Source organism: Spirillospora sp. NPDC000708 (assembly GCF_040299565.1).
Lineage (GTDB): Bacteria > Actinomycetota > Actinomycetes > Streptosporangiales > Streptosporangiaceae > Spirillospora.
This window is the reverse complement of the sequence record NZ_JBEPCJ010000235.1, coordinates 1-1,506: the sequence shown is the minus strand read 5'-3', so window position 1 is coordinate 1,506 and position 1,506 is coordinate 1. Positions and strand designations below refer to the sequence as shown.

At 64.9% G+C, this 1,506-nt stretch carries 1 protein-coding gene; it reads right to left on the bottom strand.

All coding sequences use genetic code 11. From position 1 onward, the window contains the following. Positions 1 to 318: 318 nt before the first annotated feature. Complete coding sequence (locus ABT299_RS52650) at positions 319 to 1,485, bottom strand: acyl-CoA dehydrogenase family protein (protein WP_380924447.1); 1,167 nt, start codon at positions 1,483 to 1,485, stop codon at positions 319 to 321. Positions 1,486 to 1,506 lie beyond the last annotated feature (21 nt).

The window sequence follows — 1,506 nt, the reverse complement described above, 5'->3', positions numbered from 1 at the left end:
AGTGCCACTTGCGGAGACCCGGTCGTCAGCTTGTCGTCGGTTCAGGGCAGGGTCGTTAAATAGCCGCTTATGTCTATTGCTGGTTTACCGGTTTATTGACTACCGGAAGCAGTGTGACCGTGTGCTTCTCAAATGCCTGAGGTTTCAGCAAAAAACCCCTCAAGACCCGTTTAGAGGCCCCAAGGGGTTATGCTAGTTATTGCTCAGCGGTGGCAGCAGCCTAGGTTAATTAAGCTGCGCTAGTAGACGAGTCCATGTGCTGGCGTTCAAATTTCGCAGCAGCGGTTTCTTTACCAGACTCGAGTACTTACTTAAATGTCATTCCTGCTTCCTCACGGTCGCCGATGTCAGCCCCAGCGAGCGCCCCACGATCTCCTGCATGATCTCCGAGGTGCCGCCGAAGATCCGCTCAATGCGGTTGTCGCGCCAGATGCGCGCGATCTCGTACTCGTTGATGTATCCGTATCCGCCGAACAGCTGGACGCAGCGGTCGATGATCTGCCAGGCGGTCTCGGTGGTCCAGTACTTCGCCGCGGCGGCGTCGACCGCCGTGAGATGGCCCTCGACGAGCGCCATGATGCAGCCGTCGACATAGGTGCGTGCCGCGTCGAGCTTGGCCCGCATGTCGGCCAGCGCGAAGCGGTTGGCCTGGAAGGTGCCGATGGGCTGCCCGAACGCCGTGCGGGTCTTGGCGTACTCCAGCGCCAGCTCGAAGGCGCGCTGTGCGCCGCCCAGCGCGCTCACCGCGATGGCGATCCGCTCGGTGGGCAGGTTCTCCATCATGTACGCGAAGCCGCGGCCCTCCGCGCCGAGGAGGTTCGCCGCCGGCACCCGTACGTCGTGGAAGAAGAGCTCCGCGGTGTCCTGCGCCTTGAGGCCGACCTTGTCCAGCCGGCGGCCGCGCTCGAAGCCGGGCATCCCGCGCTCGACGACCAGCAGGCTGATGCCCTTGTGGCGGGCGTCCGGGTCGGTCTTGCAGGCGACGATCACGAAGTCGGCGAGGATGCCGTTGGTGATGAAGGTCTTCTGGCCGCTGAGCACATAGTGGTCGCCCTCGCGGCGGGCGGTGGTGCGCATCGCCGCCAGGTCCGACCCGGCGTCCGGCTCGGACAGGGCCAGTGCGCAGATGGTCCGCCCGGAGACGATCCCGGGGAGCCAGCGGTGTTGCTGCTCCCCGGTGAGGTGCGACAGGTAGGAGGGCAGGACGTCGTTCTGGAGCCCGAGGCCGATGCCCACCGTGCCGGTGGCCGCCATCTCCTCGGCCATGATGGCGTTGTAGCGGAAGTCGCGGATGCCCTGTCCGCCGAACTCCTCGGGGAATTCCCACCCGATGAGACCGGCCGCACCGGCCGCGCTCCAGGCCTCGCGGCTGACGATTCCGGCCTGCTCCCATTCCTCCGCGTGGGGCACGCACTCCCTGAGGTAGTAGGCACGGGCGGTCTCCCGGAACTGCTCGTGCTCGGGGGTGAAGAGCGTGCGCCTCATCGACTGGAAATAGAGGTTTTC